15 protein-coding genes and 2 pseudogenes are annotated in these 16,812 nt (G+C 68.8%); 5 read left to right on the forward strand and 12 right to left on the reverse strand.

What is annotated here, in order from left to right; genetic code table 11:
- Window positions 1–126 precede the first annotated feature (126 nt).
- Window positions 127–1,812, forward strand: a complete 1,686-nt coding sequence (locus AC5P1C_RS25385) for a ribonuclease J (protein WP_493868230.1) — start codon at window positions 127–129, stop codon at window positions 1,810–1,812.
- Between the two features lie 141 nt (window positions 1,813–1,953).
- On the opposite strand, the gene AC5P1C_RS25390 is transcribed toward AC5P1C_RS25385, so the two are convergent.
- Complete coding sequence (locus AC5P1C_RS25390; RefSeq protein ID WP_493868231.1) at window positions 1,954–2,265, reverse strand: hypothetical protein; 312 nt, start codon at window positions 2,263–2,265, stop codon at window positions 1,954–1,956.
- A gap of 32 nt (window positions 2,266–2,297) precedes the next feature.
- Window positions 2,298–2,669 carry a winged helix-turn-helix transcriptional regulator gene (locus AC5P1C_RS25395; RefSeq protein WP_493868232.1) on the reverse strand — a complete coding sequence of 124 codons (372 nt, stop codon included), beginning with the start codon at window positions 2,667–2,669 and terminating at the stop codon, window positions 2,298–2,300.
- 97 nt (window positions 2,670–2,766) lie between these two features.
- Between AC5P1C_RS25395 and AC5P1C_RS25400 the strand changes: the two genes are divergently transcribed.
- Entirely contained in the window at window positions 2,767–3,606 is an 840-nt protein-coding gene (locus AC5P1C_RS25400; RefSeq protein ID WP_493868233.1) for an SDR family oxidoreductase, read from the forward strand.
- A gap of 194 nt (window positions 3,607–3,800) precedes the next feature.
- Here the strand turns inward: AC5P1C_RS25400 and AC5P1C_RS25405 are convergent.
- Window positions 3,801–4,058, reverse strand: a pseudogene (locus AC5P1C_RS25405) (haloacid dehalogenase-like hydrolase); the annotation flags it as partial.
- Between the two features lie 191 nt (window positions 4,059–4,249).
- Between AC5P1C_RS25405 and AC5P1C_RS25410 the strand changes: the two are divergent.
- A complete protein-coding gene (locus AC5P1C_RS25410) occupies window positions 4,250–4,816 on the forward strand; it encodes a hypothetical protein (protein ID WP_493868234.1) in 567 nt (188 codons plus the stop codon).
- A gap of 507 nt (window positions 4,817–5,323) precedes the next feature.
- Here AC5P1C_RS25410 and AC5P1C_RS25415 read toward each other — a convergent pair.
- Window positions 5,324–6,064, reverse strand: coding sequence for a class I SAM-dependent methyltransferase (locus AC5P1C_RS25415; RefSeq protein ID WP_493868235.1), 741 nt, complete (start codon window positions 6,062–6,064; stop codon window positions 5,324–5,326).
- A 221-nt stretch (window positions 6,065–6,285) separates the two neighbouring features.
- Between AC5P1C_RS25415 and AC5P1C_RS25420 the strand changes: the two genes are divergently transcribed.
- Window positions 6,286–6,522 carry a hypothetical protein gene (locus tag AC5P1C_RS25420; RefSeq protein WP_493868236.1) on the forward strand — a complete coding sequence of 79 codons (237 nt, stop codon included), beginning with the start codon at window positions 6,286–6,288 and terminating at the stop codon, window positions 6,520–6,522.
- Window positions 6,523–6,690: 168 nt separating this feature from the next.
- Here the strand turns inward: AC5P1C_RS25420 and AC5P1C_RS25425 are convergent.
- The 3 genes and pseudogenes from AC5P1C_RS25425 to AC5P1C_RS25435 all read right to left on the reverse strand — a co-directional run.
- Window positions 6,691–6,810 (reverse strand): annotated as a pseudogene (locus AC5P1C_RS25425) (pyridine nucleotide-disulfide oxidoreductase); the annotation flags it as partial.
- Window positions 6,807–7,925, reverse strand: coding sequence for an ACR3 family arsenite efflux transporter (gene arsB / locus AC5P1C_RS25430; RefSeq protein ID WP_493868237.1), 1,119 nt, complete (start codon window positions 7,923–7,925; stop codon window positions 6,807–6,809). The gene arsB and the pseudogene AC5P1C_RS25425, both read right to left, overlap by 4 nt.
- A complete protein-coding gene (locus AC5P1C_RS25435; protein ID WP_010474051.1) occupies window positions 7,922–8,230 on the reverse strand; it encodes an ArsR/SmtB family transcription factor in 309 nt (102 codons plus the stop codon). Before AC5P1C_RS25435 ends, arsB begins: the two co-directional genes overlap by 4 nt.
- 95 nt (window positions 8,231–8,325) lie before the next feature.
- Between AC5P1C_RS25435 and AC5P1C_RS25440 the strand changes: the two genes are divergently transcribed.
- A complete protein-coding gene (locus AC5P1C_RS25440; protein ID WP_493868238.1) occupies window positions 8,326–8,736 on the forward strand; it encodes an arsenate reductase ArsC in 411 nt (136 codons plus the stop codon).
- A gap of 246 nt (window positions 8,737–8,982) precedes the next feature.
- Here the strand turns inward: AC5P1C_RS25440 and AC5P1C_RS25445 are convergent, their stop codons facing one another.
- The 5 genes from AC5P1C_RS25445 to AC5P1C_RS25465 all read right to left on the reverse strand — a co-directional run bounded on the left by AC5P1C_RS25445 (window position 8,983) and on the right by AC5P1C_RS25465 (window position 16,617).
- Window positions 8,983–9,459, reverse strand: coding sequence for an ATP-binding protein (locus tag AC5P1C_RS25445; RefSeq protein ID WP_493868239.1), 477 nt, complete (start codon window positions 9,457–9,459; stop codon window positions 8,983–8,985).
- 116 nt (window positions 9,460–9,575) lie between these two features.
- Window positions 9,576–12,638, reverse strand: a complete 3,063-nt coding sequence (locus AC5P1C_RS25450; RefSeq protein ID WP_493868240.1) for an alpha-mannosidase — start codon at window positions 12,636–12,638, stop codon at window positions 9,576–9,578.
- Window positions 12,639–12,735: 97 nt separating this feature from the next.
- Window positions 12,736–13,719 carry a LacI family DNA-binding transcriptional regulator gene (locus AC5P1C_RS25455; RefSeq protein WP_493868362.1) on the reverse strand — a complete coding sequence of 328 codons (984 nt, stop codon included), beginning with the start codon at window positions 13,717–13,719 and terminating at the stop codon, window positions 12,736–12,738.
- 184 nt (window positions 13,720–13,903) lie between these two features.
- Window positions 13,904–14,908, reverse strand: coding sequence for an ROK family protein (locus tag AC5P1C_RS25460; RefSeq protein WP_493868241.1), 1,005 nt, complete (start codon window positions 14,906–14,908; stop codon window positions 13,904–13,906).
- A complete protein-coding gene (locus tag AC5P1C_RS25465; RefSeq protein WP_493868242.1) occupies window positions 14,905–16,617 on the reverse strand; it encodes a class I mannose-6-phosphate isomerase in 1,713 nt (570 codons plus the stop codon). The genes AC5P1C_RS25460 and AC5P1C_RS25465 overlap by 4 nt, the downstream gene beginning before the upstream one ends.
- Window positions 16,618–16,812 lie beyond the last annotated feature (195 nt).

The raw sequence follows: 16,812 nt of genomic DNA on the forward strand, positions 1-16,812 counted from the left end.
AGGGGAGGTAGTCATGCCAACTCCGAAGGCCGGAAGCCCCGTTGCGGGGCTACGAAAACGGTAATGGGGGGGGGAGATCGCCCGGGTCGTGATTCACTCCTCTCAACCCTCCGGTAGCGTCGTGGTATGAGCCATCCTCACCCCGAGCTGAAGCCCGCCCCTCCGCTGGCCGAAGGGGGACTCCGCGTCGTCGCCCTGGGCGGCCTGGGCGAAATCGGCCGCAACATGACCGTCTTCGAGTACGCCGGCAAGCTGCTCATCGTCGACTGCGGCGTGCTGTTCCCCGAGGAGAACCAGCCCGGCGTCGACGTGATTCTCCCCGACTTCACCTCGATCCGGGACCGGCTGGACGATGTCGTGGCCGTGGTGCTCACACACGGCCACGAAGACCACATCGGCGGTGTGCCCTACCTGCTGCGTGAGCGGCGCGACATCCCTGTCGTCGGGTCGAAACTGACACTGGCCTTCCTCGAGGCCAAGCTCAAGGAACACAACATCCGACCGCGCACGGTGCGAGTGCGCGAGGGTGACCGGCGCGGATTCGGGCCCTTCGACTGCGAATTCGTGGCGGTCAACCACTCCATCCCCGATGGGCTCGCCGTCGCCATCCGAACGGGCGCCGGGATGGTGCTCCACACCGGTGACTTCAAGATGGACCAGTTCCCCCTGGACGACCGGATCACCGACCTGCGCGCTTTCGCCCGGCTCGGCGAGGAGGGCGTCGACCTTTTCCTGACCGACTCCACCAACGCCGAGGTGCCGGGCTTCACCACCTCCGAGCGCGAGCTGAACCCCGCGATCGAGCAGGTTCTGCGCACCGCACCGCGGCGGGTCATCGTCTCCAGTTTCGCCAGCCACGTACACCGCATCCAGCAGGTGCTCGACGCCGCCCACCAGTACGGTCGCAAGGTCGCCTTCGTGGGCCGCTCGATGGTCCGCAACATGGGCATCGCCCGCGACCTGGGCTATCTGAAGGTCCCCTCCGGCCTGGTCGTCAGTATGAAGGAACTGGAGAAACTCCCCGAGAACCGGATCACCCTGGTGTGCACCGGCTCCCAGGGCGAACCGATGGCCGCCCTGTCGCGGATGGCCAACCGCGACCACGTCATCCGCATCGGCAAGGGCGACACCGTCCTCCTCGCCAGCTCCCTGATCCCCGGCAACGAGACCGCGATCTACCGTGTGATCAACGGGCTGACCAGGTGGGGCGCGAACGTCGTCCACAAGGGCAACGCCAAGGTGCACGTCTCCGGACACGCCAGCGCCGGTGAACTCGTCTACTGCTACAACATCGTCCGACCGCGCAACGTCATGCCCGTGCACGGCGAGTGGAAACACCTGAAGGCCAACGCCGACCTGGCCATCCGTACCGGCGTCGACCCCGACCGGGTCGTCATCGCCGAGGACGGCGTCGTCGTCGACCTCGTCGACGGTCACGCCTCCATCACCGGCAAGGTGCCCGCGGGCAACGTCTACGTGGACGGCATGACCGTCGGGGGCGCCACCGACGCGTCGCTGAAGGACCGGCTCACGCTGGCCGAGGAGGGCGTCGTCACCGTGGTCGCCATCGTCGATGCCGACACCGGCGCGCTGGCCGAGGCCCCCGACTTCCTGGCCCGCGGCTTCGTCCACGACGACTCCACGTTCGAGCCCGTCATCCCCGTCATCGAGAAGACACTCGCCACCGCGGCCGAAGAAGGGGTCGGAGACGCCCACCAGCTGGAACAGCTCATCGCCCGCGCCGTGGCGAACTGGGCGTTCCGGACGCACCGCCGCCGGCCACTGATCATCCCTGTGATCATCGACGCCTGACATCCCGCCCCTCTCCACCGCCAGGTGGAGAAGCCACCGGCGGGCGCAACGGCTGCTGGCCCTCGACTTCAGGCAAGGCAACGGATGAGCTCGTATTTCGAGGAGATCGACTGACGACCCACACCGATGCGATGGGGGACATCAGCCCGCGCCGGAGTGCAGCTCGGGGACGATTTTCTTGATGTCCGGCATCTTCTTCACCGCAGGCGAGATCGCACGCACCCAGCTCGGCCTGGAACCGGCAAGCTTGCACTTCTTCCACGCCGACTGCCGGGAAATCCCGACTGGTCGGCGATCTGCTGCCACGCCACCGCTGCCACGCCTCGCCGTTGTGCCGGGCAGAGGTCCCGGCCGCGGCGGATCCTCCACCTGGAGGTCGTGCAACGCGTTCAGGGTGACCGGAGGGCACTTGTTGGACCAGGTCGCAGCGCCCTGACGCAGCAGGTCGCCCATCGCGTCGCAGATGGGCACCAGCCGCTGCCGCGCTATCCCGTGGCCTCCGGCGACAGCCGCCGTGTGATCCGGTCGAACAGCTCCGTCAGCGGCTCGCCGACGTCCCGACCGAACTCGGTCAGCCCGTAGGTGACCTGGGGCGGCGTCGTCGGCTCGACCTCCCGCCAGACCAGGCCGTCCTGGACCAGCGCCCGCAGGGTCTGGGCGAGCATCTTCTCGCTGATGCCCTGGATGCTCTCGCGCAGCTCGTAGAACCGGAGGCTGTCACTCCGCAACGAGATCAGCACCCACACGCCCCACCTGCTGGTCACATGGTCGACCACATCGCGCGCGGGGCAGTCGGTGTGAAACACGTCATACCGCTCCCCCGTCTCGGCCTGTCTGGTCTGCACGCCTTCCGCCATGTCATGAGCTTACCTCGAGGTATGTCCTTACCAAAAGTTAGCCCCCACTCCTAGCGTGCAGTCCACAGAGACAGAGCACGTCCACAAGGAGCTGATCATGATCGTAGTAACCGGAGCCACCGGCAACGTAGGCCAGCCGTTGACGCAGACGCTGGCTGAGGCGGGCCAGCAAGTGATCGCCGTGTCACGACACAAGGCGACGGTGCCGCACGGCGTTCGCCACGTGGAGGCCGACCTGGCCGAGCCGACCAGCCTCAAGCCCGCACTGACCGGGGCGAAGGCGCTGTTCCTGCTGCTCTCCGGCGACCTGCACGCCACCGGATCCAACCCGGCCGACATCATCAGCGAAGCTGCGGCCAGCGGGGTCCGCCGGGTCGTCCTGCTCTCCACGCTGGGCGTGGTGACCAGGCCCTCCGGCGAGACGCGGATCGCGATGCGCGCACTGGAGGACATGCTGCGCGAGTCCGGCCTGGAGTGGGCCATCCTGCGTCCGGGCGGCTTCGCCTCCAACGCCCTGTGGTGGGCCGAGTCCGTCCGCGCGCAACGGGTCGTGGCCGCACCCTTCGGCGACGTCGGGGTGCCGATCATCGACCCGGCGGACATCGCCGCGGTCGCGGCCGCCTGCCTGCTGGAGGACCGGCACACCGGCGGCGTCTACGAGCTGACCGGCCCGGAGGTGATCACTCCGCGCCAGCAGGCGGAGGCCATCGCCGCCGCGCTGGGCTCGCCCGTGAGGTTTCACGAGCTCACCCGCGACGAGGCCAAGACCGCCATGACCCAGAGCATGCCGGCGGAACTCGCCAACGACACCCTGGACATCCTCGGCTCCCCGAGCCCCGCCGAGCTGCGCGTCAGCCCGGACGTCCAGCAGGTACTCGGCCACGCCCCGCGCCCCTTCGCCGACTGGGCCGCCCGCAATGTCGCCGCGTTCCGCTGAGGCCGATCAGCGCAGTCGGGCCGGAACCGACGCTGCCGCCACAGCAAATCGACATGCAGCCAACCCCGTTGACCCTGCGAGCCTAGAAACATTCCGATCAACCCCGCGCCTGTCGGCCACGTTGCCGACAGGCGCGGCGGACGTCTGCCTGCGGGCCGCATCCAGAACCGTGAGGGCGGGCGGGACGTGCAGCGGCGCCCTCCTGCCGAGGCGTTGAACGCCACACTCAGTGCGACGGAAGCGAACAGGGGCAGGTCGGAGCGGCTGTCTCCGATGGCCCCGCACTAGCTGGGGGCCAACCCGAGCTCTCGGGCCTGTGCGAGGGCGAAGTCTCGTTTGTCGTACTCGTCGAAGTGGCGATCAACGCGGCCGGTGAACCGGTGGCCGTCGGTCTCCAGCCGAGGTCCGCTGAACGCGTGGAAGTCGAAGCGGTCGGTCAGGTAACTGCCGACCTCGTACCCCCTCCCCTTGGTGCCGGACACCCTGCCACGGCCTGCCTGGGCACCCCTGCGAGTGCTGGCTTGGGCCGACCGGCGCATACCGGTGCGTGTTGGCGAGTTGTTGGCGGGCCACGTCACGATAGCTGCACGGTGGGTGACGGCACTCAGTGGTCGCCCCCTATCTAACGAGGGAATCCAGCTTCATGAACGTACGTCGTATTTCTTCTGTCCGGCTTTCGCCCGCGGGGCGCAAGGCCGTCTCCTTCGCGCTCGTCGGCGCGACCGCCGCCACCGTGCTGACGGCCATGACCTCTCCCGCATCCGCGCTGAGCTGGAAGTGCAACACCAGCTCCCGCTCGATCGACGACCGCAGCTACTCCGGCCCCGCGCCGGACAACATCGACATCAAGATCAAGAACTGCGTGGCCCGCTCCGGCAGCTACGTCTACGCCAAGGCGACGATGTCCTTCGACTTCCCGCCGACCTACGCCGGCGGCGACATCGGCAACACCATGACCGGCGCGACGATGCCGCTGTACATCAAGCGCTCCGACGCGGGCGCCGACACCCTGCTGGGGACGAAGACCTACAACGTCCGGGACAACTTCCAGCGGATGAACGGCAGCGGCAACGGCACCTTCACCACATCCACGGCGAAGAAGAAGGTCGGCAGCGGCCGCTTCTACACCGACAGCGCCATCAAGATCAACTGGGTCAACGACGGCAAGGGCTACTTCCACTACGGCTTCGAGGCCTCCGGCACCCGCTGACCCGTACACACCGCCGGACCGGGGCACGCACGCCCGGTCCGGCGGGCACGTGACGCTGCCTGCTCGTTGCACCGGAACTACCCCCGCAATGCTCTGACCGACGGCTTTATGGGCGCCTTCCCTGCTTTTCGGCGAACTGTTCTCGCCCCGGCTCCTGGGGCAACTGCACCCGCGGGTCCAGTAGTTGGCCGACGGGTTCACGGCTTCACAGCTTCACGGCTTCGTGGAGCAGCTGGCCGCCGAAAGGGCGGCGGACTTCGTCGGCGTTCAGCCGTGTGCCGCGAGCAGCGTCACGGCATGTGCGAAAGCGGCGGCAAGGCGGCGGTGATCATCGGCGCGCGCGGCCGTCGAGAGGGCGTCCTGCACTCGACGGTAGATGTCGCAATCACCACCGAGACCAGAAGGTCCTCACCCATCCAAGACCACGCTCGCGTCACCAACGTGCCCCAACAGCCCAACCAGGTCCTGTCCGGCGAGGGATGCCTTCACGTCTCGGCGCGGCGGAACTTACGGTTTGTGGGTTACCCAGAGCAGTTCCGCGGGCCAGCGGTGTGCCCAGTCGGGCGGGTCGGTTTCGTTGTAGCCGTTGGGCGTTCCGCGTTCGGGCCGCGGCTCGATGAGGTCGTCGATGACGAGGCCCGCCCCGCGCAGGACCTTGACCCAGTCGCCGTAGGTCAGCTGATAGCTGGTCGCGCCGTCGTCTTCGGCGATGGTGTTCAGCCCGAAGTAGTCCTGCTGCAGCGTCGTGGTCACACGGCTGGCCGCTTCGTCGTAGCAAGCTTCGAACCATGGGCTGGCGACGTTGAACACCAGGCGCCCGCCTCGGTCCAAGACGCGTGCGGCCTGCGGGACGGCCAGGTGCGGGGGCGCCCAGCTGAGCCCACCGAAGTCGCAGAACACCAGGTCGAAGCTCTCGGCGGCGAAGGGGAGTTGTTCGGCGGCGCCTTGCACCAGCGGGTAGCGGGCCGCGCCCATCGCGCGGGCCGCTGCGGCGAGTTGGGCTTCGGACAGGTCGAGCCCGACCACGATGGCGCCCTCGGCAGCGAGCGCCCTGGACCACTGGCCGGCGCCGCAGCCGAGTTCGAGGACGCGCTTGCCGTTGACGTCGCCCAGGGCGTGCAGGTGCGCGTCGGGGATGGAGTACATGCCCCACAGCCGGGGTGTGGCGCCGATTTGCGGGTCGTGCTCGTGCTGGTAGGCACTGCTGATCTGGTTCCAGAGCCGCCGGTTGGCGGGGATGCTGTCCACGTGCCGACTCCAACACTGCCTACCGAGCACCGTCAACACGATTAGGGCGCTGGCCGTCCCCCGCCTCGGTCCGGCTCTGGCTATGGCTCTAGCTCTGGCTCGGCCCATGATCCGCCGGACGAGCCCTAGTTGTGCTGTTTCGGGCAGGACCGAAACGTGTGGCGTCCACCCCGCTGGGCGGTAACGCTCGGGTGGAAGGCGGCTATTCGATGGGGGAAGACATGGCGAGCAGGAAGACGATGGCACGCGCTACGGCGGTGGCGCTCCTGGCGACGGGAGGTCTCGCCGTCGGCGCCGGCGCGGCCACGGCAGATGAAAGTGACTGGCACATGACGCCGATGGAGCAAGGAGGTGGGCCCAGCGGTTCAGGTGTCGTACCCAACTACGACGACAACGGTGACGGCGTTTACGACCGAGCCGCACCCGTCAGGGACGACGGCGACGGATATATGGACTAGAACCACCAGCCGCGCCGCAGGCGACCTGCACGCCGCGTCTCCCGCGAAGCGGGGGCCTCACAGATCCACCACAACAGCGCGCGGCGACTGGTCCAAGCGCGACATCGTCCCGGATGGCGCCGCACCCACGCGGGACGCATCCGCGAACTGGTTCGCGCCCAACTGCTACCCGCCCCGGCGCCCGGGGGGGGCAAGGGTGGTGAAGTCCAGACCCTGGCGGCGCAGGTGGTAGCCGGTGGCGAACCCTGCCTGGCCGCCGCCGACCACCACATCCACGGCGCTCGTCAGGGGGCCGTCGTCACCGCGTCGGCGGCGAACTTCCTTCGCCAGGCGAGCGCGACGTAGACCAGGCCGATCAGGACCGGGACCTCGATGAGCGGTCCGACAACTCCCGAGAGGGCCTGGCCGGAGGTGACGCCGAAGGTGGCGATGGCGACCGCGATGGCCAGCTCGAAGTTGTTGCCTGCAGCCGTGAACGCCAGGGTCGTGGTGCGGTCGTAGGCCAGGCCCAGGCCCTTGCCCAGGAGGAAAGTGCCGAAGAACATGACCGCGAAGTAGACCAGCAGCGGCAGCGCGATGCGGGCGACGTCCAGCGGCTGGGAGGTGATGGTCTTGCCCTGCAGGGCGAAGAGGATGACGATCGTGAACAGCAGCCCGTACAGGGCCCACGGTCCGATCTTCGGCAGGAAGCGCTGCTCGTAGCCCTCGCGGCCCAGCTTCTTCTCACCGACGCGGCGGGTCAGGAAGCCGGCCAGCAGCGGGACGCCGAGGAAGATGACCACGTTCAGCGCGATCTCCCACATGGAGATGTCCAGGTGCTCGCCGTCGCCCAGGCCCAGCCAGCCCGGCAGCAGGTCGAGGTAGAACCAGCCCAGCAGGCCGAACGCGATGATCTGGAAAAGGGAGTTGAGGGCCACCAGCACTGCGGCGGCCTCGCGGTCGCCGCAGGCAAGGTCGTTCCAGATGATGACCATGGCGATGCAGCGGGCAAGTCCCACAATGATCAGGCCGGTGCGGTACTCGGGCAGGTCCGGCAGGAAGACCCACGCCAGCGCGAACATCACCGCGGGTCCGACGATCCAGTTGATGGCCAGGGAGGAGATCATCAGCCTGCGGTCGCCGGTGACGGCGTCCAGCTTGTCGTAGCGGACCTTGGCAAGGACCGGGTACATCATGATCAGCAGGCCGAGGGCGATCGGCAGGGAGATTCCGCCGATCTCCACCTTCGCCAGCAGGTCGTTCAGGCCGGGAATCACCCGTCCGAGCCCGAGGCCGACGGCCATGGCGATGAGGATCCACACCGCGAGGTAGCGGTCGAGGGTGGAGAGCTTCTTGACGATCGAGTCGTCCGCGGCCGGGCCGGCGCCTTCGGTGGAGGCGGTGGTGGGCTCGGTGGAGGTCACGGGCAGGCCCTCTTGTTCTCGGAAGCGGTACGGGCGGAGGCGGCCAGCTCGGCGAACTGCTCGGACAGCCCGGCGAGGATCTCGGGCTTGAGCTTGTAGTAGGTGAAGCGGCCGCACGGCTCGGTCTCCACGATCCCGGCCTCGCGCAGCACCTTCATGTGGTTGGACAGGTTGGTCTGCTTGGCGCCGGTCTCCTCGACCAGGTGCGTCGTGCAGAGCGTTTCGCGCGCCAGCAGGGTCACGATCTGGAGGCGGAGCGGATCGCCCAACACCCGAATCACGTCAGGGTCGACTGAAGTCAGCATGCGCTGATACTCTCACATCACCACTCGCTGATACCAGCGGGGGCTGAAGTCATTGGCGGCCGGGTTCCGTCATGCGACGAGAGAGAACGACCACCATGGCCGACAAACCATCCGTCCTGTTCGTCTGCGTTCACAACGCCGGCCGCTCCCAGATGGCCGCCGCGTGGCTGACCCACCTGGCAGGCGACCGCGTCGAGGTCCGCTCCGCCGGCTCCAACCCCGGCGATCAGGTCAACCCGGCCGCCGTCGAGGCCATGGCCGAGGTCGGCATCGACATCTCCCAGGAGACGCCCAAGATCCTCACCGTCGACGCGGTCCGCGAGTCGGACGTCTGCATCACCATGGGCTGCGGCGACACCTGCCCTGTCTTCCCCGGCAAGCGCTACCTGGACTGGAAGCTCGAGGACCCGGCCGGCCAAGGCGTCGAGGCCGTACGCCCGATCCGCGACGAGATCAAGACCCTCGTCGAGGGACTGATCAAGGAGATCGCCCCGGAGACGACCTAGGGCACGCGAGGTCATCACCATCGGCTCCGGCTACCCGCAAGCTCGGCCTCCCGAGCGAGGACGAGGCGTCCGGCCACGGCATCTCCCGCTCCACTCTGCAGGCCTGGACGACCATGCAGGCCCGTCAGATACGCGCGATGCCGTAGGACGCCGGCGCAAGCCGAGGAATCATGAGGCCGACAGATGGTTTTCTGGTATCTCCCGGTCCGGGTGATCACGCCACCTGGTAACTCCCGGACCCGGAGATCACGCCACCTGGCGGCCGACCGCGTCACCGCCCGGGTCATCAGCCAGGACGACAGCTGTCTTGATGCGTTTACCGACCGGCTCGCGGTGCACCTCGAAGCTGCGGCACACGGCCATGACCAGCTCCAGACCGTGCTGACCGATCCGAGTCGGGTCCGACCCCGAGATCAATGGCAGTGTCGTGCTGCTGTCCCACACCGTCACCTCCACGTCCCCCTCGCTGACCTCCAGCGTCAGCAGACACGGCCCAGGGGCATAGCGATGGACGTTGGTCACCAGCTCGCTCACGACCAGCTGGACCATGCCCATCGCCCGCTGCGACACCGGCAGCCCGTGCTCGGCCTGAACCGACATCAGAAAGCCACGGGCCATGTCACGAGCCGCGGCGATCTCCCCACTGCCCTCGAACGCGGCAGAAGCCGACAGCGAACAGCCTGCAAACAGCTGCTGGCCTCCGTCTTGCCCAGCCAGGTCCATGCAGACCGCCTCACGTCCGAAACAACTTCACGTTTCCACCCCGCTACCCCGAAAACCGCGTCACAGTCCTCGCATTTCGTCGAGATCCGTCTCCGCCTCCCCCATGAAGCGCGGGGTCAGGCGTACGGGGTGAGTCGTACCGTCACGATCTGGAACGGGCGCAGATCGAGCCGAAGGCCGTCGGCGGCGACAGCCACGCTGGGGGCATCCGCGAGCGGCCGTTCGAGCAGATCGGTCAGTGACGGGGTCGTCAGCGGGAAGCCGGCGCGCAGGATCGTGGTGGCGCGCCCGCCGAGCGACTCGTAAAGGCGGACGATGACGTCTCCTGAACGGTCGTCCGCGAGCTTGACCGCCTCGATCACGACACCAGTGTGGTCGACCTCGACCAGTGGAGCGACAATGGCGGTGCCCGCGACGGCACGTTCGGCAAGGTTGAAGCGGTAGCCCTCGCGGACGGCGTCGCCGATGTCGGCGCCGATCACCAGGCCGTAGCGCAACCTGTGTTCGCCCTGGTCGGTCTCCGGGTCCGGGAAGAGCGGGGCGCGCAGGAGTGAGAGCCTGGCCGTGGTCGTCGTACCGCCGTCGGGGCGGACGTCGTGGGTGACGTCGTGCCCGTAGGTGGAGTCGTTGACCAGGGCTGCTCCCCAGCCTGGCTCCGCGAGGTGCAGGAAGCGGTGCGCGCAGATCTCGAAACGGGCCGCGTCCCAGCTGGTGTTGGAGTGGGTGGGCCGCTGGACGTGACCGAACGGGATCTCGCTGGTGGAGTGGCCGGCTCGGAGGTCGAAGGGGAACGCGGCCTTGAGGATCTTCTCCCGCTCCCGCCAGTCGACGGTGGTGTCGATGTCGAGTCGGCGGGTGCCTTCGCGCAGGGTGAGCAGTTGGCGGATGCGCGACCGGTTGACGCTGTGTACGACCTCGATCGCGTCCCCGTGGACGGTGACTTCGTCGGCTTGGGTGAGGTCCTGCACGGTGTTTCGGTAGAACGCGTCGACGTCCCAGGCGTCCCACTGATTCGGGAAGTCCTGATGGAGCTGGAGGAGGTTGCCCACCGTCCCGGGGGCGAGCGCTTCACGCCCGGCGGTCAGATCGTACGCGGACGTGATCAGCCCACGGGCGTCGACCGTGATGCGGACCAGGCCGTTGTCCAGGACGAGGCTGCCGTCGTGGCCCGTACGTACGGGTGCTGTCCGCAGAGGTGTGGTGCGGGGTGCGGCAGCGAGTGCGGGCACCCCGTCGCGGCTGTGCGGGGCCGCGTTGAAGACGACCTCGCCGCCATGGGTGTCCGGTGGGCCGGCGAGGCTGCGTTGGGCGGCATCGATGATGGCGTCCAGTTCCCGGGCGGCCTGCTGATGGGCCTGCTCCGTTTCCCGGTGCACCCAGGCGATGGAGGAGCCGGGCAGGATGTCGTGGAACTGGTGCAGCAGAACGGTCTTCCAGATGCGGTCGAGCGCGGCGTACGGATACGGCTCTCCGACCCGCACCGCGGCCGCGGCCGACCACAGTTCCGCCTCCCGCAGCAGGTGTTCGCAGCGTCGGTTGCCCTGTTTGGTGGCGAGCTGGCTGGTGAGGGTGCCCCGGTGGAGTTCCAGGTAGAGCTCACCGACCCAGACCGGCGCTCCGGGGTACTCCTCATGGGCCTTGGCGAAGAAGTCGGCGGGCCCCTCCAACTCGACCTTCGCGGAGCCCTCCAGGTTCGCGAGCCGGTCGGCGCGCGCCAGCATCTCGCGGGTGGGACCGCCTCCGCCGTCGCCGTAACCGAACGGCACCAGAGAGCGGTTGGCGGCCCCCTTGTCACGGAAGTTGCGTTCGGTGTGACCGATGTCGGCGCCGGAGAGGTCGCCGTTGTAGGAATCGACGGGCGGGAAGTGGCTGAAGACGCGGGAGCCGTCGATGCCCTCCCACCAGAAGGTGTGGTGCGGGAACGCGTTCGTGGTGTTCCAGGAGATCTTCTGCGTCAGGAACCAGTCGATACCGGCGAGCTTCATGAGCTGGGGCAGCGCGGCGTTGTAGCCGAAGGTGTCCGGCAGCCACATGTCGCGCGTCTCGACGCCGAACTCCTCCAGGTAGAACCGCTTCCCGTGGACGAACTGGCGGACCAGGGACTCGCCGCCCGAAAGATTGGTGTCGGGCTCGACCCAGAGACTGCCGGTCGGCACGAACTGCCCGGTCGCCACCTTCTCCAGCACCCGGGCGTACACCTCAGGGCGCTCTTCCTTGAGCCAGGCCAGTTGCTGGGCCTGCGACATGACGAATCGGAAGTCGGGGTGATCGTCCATCAGCGCGGTCACGTTCGAGACGGTGCGAGCCGCCTTGCGGACGGTTTCCCGCACCGGCCACAGCCAGGCAGTGTCGATGTGGGCGTGGCCGACGGCCGAAATACGGTGGGCGCCCGCGTGCGCGGGCGCGGACAGGGCGGGGGCCAGGAGTGTCCTGGCCTGTTCGGCGGTGCCGCCGATGTCCTGGAGGTCGATCGCGTCGAGGGCTGTGCTCACCGCGTGCCGGATCTGGCTGCGGCGGGTGGAGTCCTCGGGCAGTTGGTGCATGAGCCCGGAGAGAACGTCGAGGTCCTGGACGAGTTCCCAGACCGTCTCGTCGAAGACGGCGAGATCCATGCGGGTCAGCCGGTACAGCGGATCCCCCGCAGGTCCGTTCCGCCCGTCGGCGTGCAGCCAGGGGGCGACGTCGCCGGCTCGGGTGGGGACGAAGGGGTCGCCCGCGGCGTCGAAGTCGAAGATCAGCGGGTTGGCGGCGGCCTCGATGTGGAACTCGAAGTCCTCGCCGCCCTGGGCACGTTCGGCTATCAGGAGCCAGGTGTTGCGCGGGTTGAGGGCCTTCACGGGGGTGCCGTCGGCCCGGTACACGAGCCCTTCGGCGGAGAAGCCGGGCTGGGTGGTGCCGAAGCCGAGGTCAAGCACCGCTTCGACGCGTTCTCCCGCCCAGCTGGCGGGGACGGTGCCACGGATCTTGAACCACGTGGTGGTCCAGGCCGGTCCCCAGTGCTCGCCGGTACTCGTCGGCTTGTAGGGCCCGGCGATTCCCTCGCTCACGGGGACGGGTTCGCCGCAGATGTGGTGGGCGCTTACTTCGAGCGGCAGGGAGCGGACGTGGACTGCGGGCCTGAGGCGCTGGTCGAGTACCCGGGCGAGCCGGCGTTCGGTCAGCGTGCGGTCGTCGTGCATGGAGACTCCATCGAAGTTCCGCGGGAGTGGTGGCAGGTCCCTCCGTCGGCCCGTCGCGTGACAGCGGTGCCCGGGAAGCGGGCGGAGGGTGGAAGGCTCAGGCTCGGTCGGTCCCGTACCGGATCACTTCGGTGGGGACCACGGAGCGGCGTGCGGGCAGCGGGGTGTTGGGGTCGGCGTTGATGCGGTCGATGAGCATCTGGCCGGCCCGGCGCCCGATCTCGTCGGCGTCGTAGGACGCGATCGTCAGCGGGAGCCCGAGGACGTCCGCGAGGTCGAAGTCGTCGAAGCCGGCCAGGGCGACCGGGGCTTCGAGCGTGCGGACGGCCCGAATGGCGCCCTGGGTGAGGCGGTTGTTCGTGCAGAAGAGGGCGGTCGGGGCGTCGGGCTCCCTCAACAGGGCGACGGCGGCGCGTTCGGCCGTGGCCACATCGGTCAGCCCGCGGCGGATGTGCCGCTCGTCCGGCTCCAGACCGGCTGCTTCATGGGCTGCCCAGTAGCCGCGGAAGCGTTCGGCACCGGTGTAGAGCGCCGGCGGGTTCCCCAGGAACCCGATGCGCCGGTGTCCGTCCTCGATCAGTCGGCCGGTGGCCGCTTCCGCTCCGCCGAAGTCGTCCACCAGTACGCAGTCGGCGTCCATTCCCGCCGGCGGCCGGGAGGCGAGGACGATCGGCATGCCACGCAGCGCGGCCGGTGCCAGGTGGCGGTGGCTGCCACCCGCCGGCACCACGATCATCCCGTCGACCTGGCTCGCTGCCAGATCCTCCACCAACCCCCGCTCCCGGTCGACCTGTTCGGCGGTGTTGCCCAGCAGGACCCGCAGACCGTGCTCATAGGCCACCTCCTGGACGCCGAGCGCCAGCCGCGAGTAGAAGGGGTTGGCCAGATTGGTGACGACCAGGCCGATCATCCCGCTGCCGCCGACCCGCAGACGGCGAGCGGTTTCGTTGCGCCGGTAGCCGAGCGCGTCGACGGCGCTCAGCACGCGCTTCCTGGTCGCCTCCGTGACCCGGGGGTCGTCCTTCAGCACCCGAGAGACGGTCATCGCGCTGACCCCGGCGCGAGCTGCGACATCACGCATCGTCGGCGCGGCGACATCACTCGGTCGGTGCTGCGCCACAGCCGGTCCTTCCTTCGTGCCGTCAGGGAGCCTGTGTCGTCGGTGGGCTGCCGGAGCCGCAGGCGCCGTCATTGTAGAGAGTGTCCCGCCCGTGACGCCGTCTGCCCCGGCGGGGGGCTGCCTGTCGCGGGGCGGCACTGGCCGGTCACGGCCGAGCCGTTCGGTACGCGTCACGGGGTACGGGGCCGGCCGCGAGGGGGCCGGACTCCTGTGGGTCAGCCTCCGTCTGATGGTCCAACGCCCAGTGTGCGGCACCGATCAGAGGTGCGTCGTCGGGCCGTCGGGCGGTACGCAGGTCCATCGCGGCGACGACGGCATCCGCTCCCGGTCCGGCGGCCTGTGCCCCGGTGGTGAGGCCGGCGCGCAGCGCGGGTCCGATGAGGTCCCAGGACGCGGCCATGGAGCCACCGACGACCATCACGTGCGGCCGAAACGCGGCGCACCAGGGTGCCAGGGCGCGCCCCAGCGTGCTGAAACATCCGCCTATCGTGGCTGCGGCGTGTGGGTCCGCCTTGCGGGCCAGATCGGCGATGGTGCTGACGTCCGGGAGCTGGGACCGCCCCGCGGTACCAGCGGCCCGCGCATACCGCACGCGGATCGCCCGGCGCGAGATCAGTTCCTCCAGCGGCAGTCCGTCGACGGTGATGCGATGGGCCCGGCCATCGGGCGGCACGGTGGGGCCTTCGGTGACGGGGCGCCCGTCACACAGGAAAGAGGATCCGACGCCGGTGCCGAGCGTGATGCACACGGACCGGTGCTGCCTTGCCGCGGCCCCGCTGTGGTGCTCCCCGATGGCGAAGGCGTCCGCGTCGTTGAGGAAGTTGATGGTGCGCGGGCGCGGCAGCCGGTCGCGCAGTTCCGCCCCGACGTCGATGCCGTGCAGCGACTCGAACTTGCCGATGCCCCGGAATCGGCCGATGCCGGCCGCGTAGTCGAACGGCCCCGGTACGGCGACGCCCCAAGGTGCCCGGTCGGGCGCTGCGGTGTGCCGGGCGGCCTCGGCGAAGGAGTCGAGGATCTCCGTGGTGGCGGCGTCGGCGCGCACCGGCCTGCGAACGACGGAATCGGGGACCGGCAGGCCGCTCGTCATGTCCACGAGTGCGGCGGTGACATGAGTGCCGCCGATCTCCAGGACGGGCACCCGGGTCATGACGGTGTCACCAGGGATTTGACGACCTGCACGGGTCGTGAGCCGACGGGGTGGAGGCGATAGGTGCCCACAGCCGCCGGCACGGTGAGGGTTTCGGCGAATGCCAGGTCGTGGCGCCGACCGTCGGCGGTCTCCACCAGCACACCGTCACCGGCGGCGACGTTGAGGATGTGGAAGCGACCTGCGGTGTCGTCGTCGGCCGGGCCCGTTCCGTCGAGTACCAAACGGTGGACCACGTAGAACATCTCGGGCAGGGCGCCGAGGACCTCTTCGCGCCAGCCCGCGCCCTCGCGCAGGGTGCGCGGCTGCTGGACGAGATCCTCGATGACCTCGGTGCCGCGTCGGCCGGTGTCGAGGTTGGCGAAGGCGTGCCGGTGCGACAGCGGCCTGGGCACATTGGACGTGGAGCGGCGCAGCCAGTCGTAGAAGCGCAGCGAGTAGAGGTAGGGCGTGGCGCTGATCTCCAGCACGAGGTTGCCGGCACCGGAGGCGTGCGGGGTGCCGGCCGGGATCATGAACAGTTGGCCGGGTTCTGCGGGGAACGTCTGGACGTGGTCCTCGACGCGCAGCGGCGTGCCGTGCGTCGCCGATGCCTCGACTTCCTTGCGCAGGATGTCCACGTCCGTACTCTGCCGCAGTCCGAGGAAGACCTGGGATCCGGCGTCGCTCGCCGTGACGTAGTAGGTCTCGTGCTGGGTGTAGGGCCAGCCGAAGGTTTCCCGCATGTACTGCTCCTGCGGGTGGCAGTGCAGGGAGAGGTTGCCGCCCCCGACAGTGTCGAGGTAATCGAAGCGGATGGGGAAGGACGTGCCGTAGCGCCGGTGCACGTCTGCGCCGAGGAACTGTTCGGGGTGCAGTACACACAGGAGTTGGAAGGGCAGTTCCACCTGTGTCCCGGCGTCCTGGCCGACGAGCACGCCGGCCTCGGGAGCGATCAGCTCGTAGCCAAGGGCGGTGTTGCCGTTGTCGGGCTCGAAGCCGAGCTTCTCGGCGGCCCACTGGCCGCCCCAGGCGGTGGAGTTGAAGTAGGGGCGGGTGCGCACGGGCCGTTGGGCGAGGTCGGCGAGGGTGGCGCGGACCGCCGCTCCGTCCAGGGAGGCAGGGGTCTGTGGGTCCTGTACGTCGACCCAGCGGTCGATCGTGGGCGCCAGTGCATCGCGGTGGCGGTCGGTGACGGGCCAGTCGGTGTAGAAGAGGCTGCGCAGTTCGCCCGGCACGTCGGGGCGCCCGAGGTTGACGCCCACGGGCAGTGTTCCGGAGGCGATGGCGCTCTCGGCGTACCGCTTGGGCAGGTCCGCCCACCAGATCAGGTCGGGCGAGCAGAGGGCGGCGCCGGGGCCGAAGACCAGCAGTACACCGCTCCTGGGATGGTCGACGGACAGCCGGCCATCGAAGAGGTCAGCCATCTCGAACTCGGCGAGCGGCAGGAAGAACGCGTCGGCCCCGGCATCGGGGGTGCACAACCGCTCGAATGCTGCCGGTGACCAGTGCTCGCGCACGTCGAGGACGGCGACCTCGGTGGACTGTTCACGCAGGGCGGCGGCGATCCCTCGGACGGCCTCGTTCCAGTCCAAGGCGGCGGGCCCGTCCAGGGCGAGCACGGTAGGCCCGGTGGGCAGGGTCGCGACGGCGTCGTGCCACCCGGTGACCACGGTGCCGACGGCCGGGTAGCGGGGGTTTCGTTCGTAGGGGCGGGGCTCTGGGTGCACAGGTACTCCTGAAGGGGTGAGCGGGGCGATCACAGGAATGGTATCGATAACCATCAGGCCGAACAAGATGAATGATCAACGGCGAGGCATAACCGCAGTTAGACACGGAGTACGAATGGATTCTCGTCACAGAGTCTTGTTTCGGCTCCATGGTGTCGTTAACATCCTGGCCATCCGAACCGCCGATGCCGCGCG

The organism is Streptomyces sp. A18, assembly GCF_059026065.1.

Excerpts from the sequence above, each read along its gene's own strand:
- AC5P1C_RS25385 (WP_493868230.1), top strand. The coding sequence starts at position 127 with ATGAGCCATCCTCACCCCGAGCTGAAGCCCGCCCCTCCGCTGGCCGAA.
- AC5P1C_RS25390 (WP_493868231.1), bottom strand. The coding sequence starts at position 2,265 with ATGGGCGACCTGCTGCGTCAGGGCGCTGCGACCTGGTCCAACAAGTGC.
- AC5P1C_RS25395 (WP_493868232.1), bottom strand. The coding sequence starts at position 2,669 with ATGGCGGAAGGCGTGCAGACCAGACAGGCCGAGACGGGGGAGCGGTAT.
- AC5P1C_RS25400 (WP_493868233.1), top strand. The coding sequence starts at position 2,767 with ATGATCGTAGTAACCGGAGCCACCGGCAACGTAGGCCAGCCGTTGACG.
- AC5P1C_RS25410 (WP_493868234.1), top strand. The coding sequence starts at position 4,250 with ATGAACGTACGTCGTATTTCTTCTGTCCGGCTTTCGCCCGCGGGGCGC.
- AC5P1C_RS25420 (WP_493868236.1), top strand. The coding sequence starts at position 6,286 with ATGGCGAGCAGGAAGACGATGGCACGCGCTACGGCGGTGGCGCTCCTG.
- AC5P1C_RS25435 (WP_010474051.1), bottom strand. The coding sequence starts at position 8,230 with ATGCTGACTTCAGTCGACCCTGACGTGATTCGGGTGTTGGGCGATCCG.
- AC5P1C_RS25440 (WP_493868238.1), top strand. The coding sequence starts at position 8,326 with ATGGCCGACAAACCATCCGTCCTGTTCGTCTGCGTTCACAACGCCGGC.
- AC5P1C_RS25445 (WP_493868239.1), bottom strand. The coding sequence starts at position 9,459 with ATGGACCTGGCTGGGCAAGACGGAGGCCAGCAGCTGTTTGCAGGCTGT.
- AC5P1C_RS25450 (WP_493868240.1), bottom strand. The coding sequence starts at position 12,638 with ATGCACGACGACCGCACGCTGACCGAACGCCGGCTCGCCCGGGTACTC.
- AC5P1C_RS25455 (WP_493868362.1), bottom strand. The coding sequence starts at position 13,719 with ATGCGTGATGTCGCAGCTCGCGCCGGGGTCAGCGCGATGACCGTCTCT.
- AC5P1C_RS25460 (WP_493868241.1), bottom strand. The coding sequence starts at position 14,908 with ATGACCCGGGTGCCCGTCCTGGAGATCGGCGGCACTCATGTCACCGCC.